Raw genomic sequence first — 1,962 nt, 5'->3', positions numbered from 1 at the left:
CCGACGCCCCGACCGTCCGGCAGACCGGCCCCCGCCCGGGGGCACCTGCCCCGGGCCGGTGCCCCCGGTCACCTTCACCAGCCCCTGTCACCTGTCGCCCGCGACGGAACCCCGTCGCCTCCCACGTGAGCATTTCCGAGGCCCCAGAGCGGCCTGACGAGCGGAGTGGACCATGACCCAGCCGGACGAGAAGCTCGTCGAGGCCCTGCGCAGCGCACTGAAGGAGACCGACCGGCTCCGCCGTCGGCAGCAGGAGGCCGAGGCCCGGGCCTCCGAGCCGATCGCCGTCGTCGGCACGGCCTGCCGCTACCCCGGTGGGGTGCGCGGCCCGGACGACCTCTGGCGCCTGGTCGCGGAGGGCAGGGACGCGGTCGGGGAGTTCCCGACCGACCGGGGCTGGGACCTCACCACGCTGTTCGACGACGACCCCGACGCGCCCGGTACCTCGATGGCGCGCGAGGGCGGATTCCTCCACGACGCCGGTGACTTCGACGCGTCGCTGTTCGGGATCAGCCCGCGCGAGGCCCGCGCCATGGACCCGCAGCAGCGGCTGCTGCTGGAGTGCGCGTGGGAGGCGTTCGAGCGGGCCGGCCTGGACCCGCTGGGCCAGCGCGGCACCCGCACCGGTGTCTTCGCCGGCAGCAACGACCAGGACTACCTGGGCCTGCTCGGCGACCGTCCCGGCGAGCTGGAGGGCCACCTGGGCACCGGCAACGCCTCCAGCGTCCTGTCCGGCCGGCTCGCCTACACGTTCGGCCTGGAGGGCCCGGCGGTCACGGTCGACACCGCCTGCTCGTCCTCGCTGGTCGCGCTGCACCTGGCCGTGCAGGCGCTGCGCAGCGGCGAGTGCGACCAGGCGCTGGTCGCCGGCGTCCTGGTGATGTCGACGCCCGGGACCTTCCTGGAGTTCTCGCGACAGCGCGCCCTCGCCACCGACGGCCGCTGCCGGTCGTTCGCCGCCGCCGCCGACGGCACCGGCTGGGGCGAGGGCGCCGGGGTGCTGCTGGTCGAGCGGCTCTCCTCGGCGCGGGCCGCCGGCCGTCCGGTCCTGGCCGTGGTGCGGGGGACGGCGGTGAACCAGGACGGCGCCTCGAACGGGCTGACCGCGCCGAACGGCCCGGCCCAGCGGCGGGTCATCCGGGAGGCGCTCGCGAACGCCGGCCTGACGGCGCAGGAGGTCGACGCGGTCGAGGCGCACGGCACCGGGACGACGCTGGGCGACCCGATCGAGGCCCAGGCGCTGCTGGCGACGTACGGCCAGGACCGGGCCGAGGGCGAGCCGCTCTGGCTGGGCTCGCTGAAGTCGAACATCGGGCACACCCAGGCGGCGGCGGGCGTCGGCGGCATCATCAAGATGGTCGAGGCCATGCGGCACGGGCAGCTGCCGAAGACGCTGCACGTCGACGCGCCGACCCCGAAGGTCGACTGGACCGCGGGGAGGGTGGAGCTGCTCACCGACGCCAGGCCCTGGCCGGCGGTGGGCCGCCCGCGCCGGTCGGCCGTCTCCTCGTTCGGCATGAGCGGTACCAACGCCCACGTGATCCTGGAGCAGGGCGATCCGGTCCGGGAGCCGTCGCCGGCCGCCGGGACCGGGCCGGTGCCGCTGCTGCTCTCCGGGGCCGGCCCGGCCGCGCTGCGGGCCCAGGCCGCCGCCGTCCTGGCGCACGCGGAGGGCGGCGCGCCGCTGGGGGAGGTCGGCGCGACGCTGGCCCGGCGCGCCGTACTGCCGGACCGGGCCGTGGCCTGGGACCTCGCCGGTCTGGAGGCGGTCGGGTCCGGGCTCGTGGCGGGCACCGCGCTCGACTCCACCGACGTGGTGTTCGTGTATCCGGGTCAGGGTGGTCAGTGGCTGGGTATGGCGGTGGGGCTGCTGGAGTCGCGAGCGTTCGCGGAGCGGTTGCGGGAGTGTGATGCGGCGCTGTTGCCGTTGACGGGGTTCTCGGTGGAGGCGGTGCTGCGGGG

The 1,962-nt window shown here is 76.2% G+C and carries 1 protein-coding gene; it reads left to right on the top strand.

The annotated features are described in order from the left end of the window. Window positions 1-172 precede the first annotated feature (172 nt). Window positions 173-1,962, top strand: a 1,790-nt coding sequence (locus tag ACFWOG_RS40730) for a type I polyketide synthase (RefSeq protein WP_380364786.1), incomplete at its 3' end; no start/stop codon positions are given.

Source organism: Kitasatospora sp. NPDC058406, assembly GCF_042722765.1.
In the GTDB taxonomy this organism is placed as follows: Bacteria; Actinomycetota; Actinomycetes; order Streptomycetales; family Streptomycetaceae; genus Kitasatospora.
Note: the sequence above shows the minus strand (reverse complement) of the source record. Positions and strands in the feature narration are given on the sequence as shown.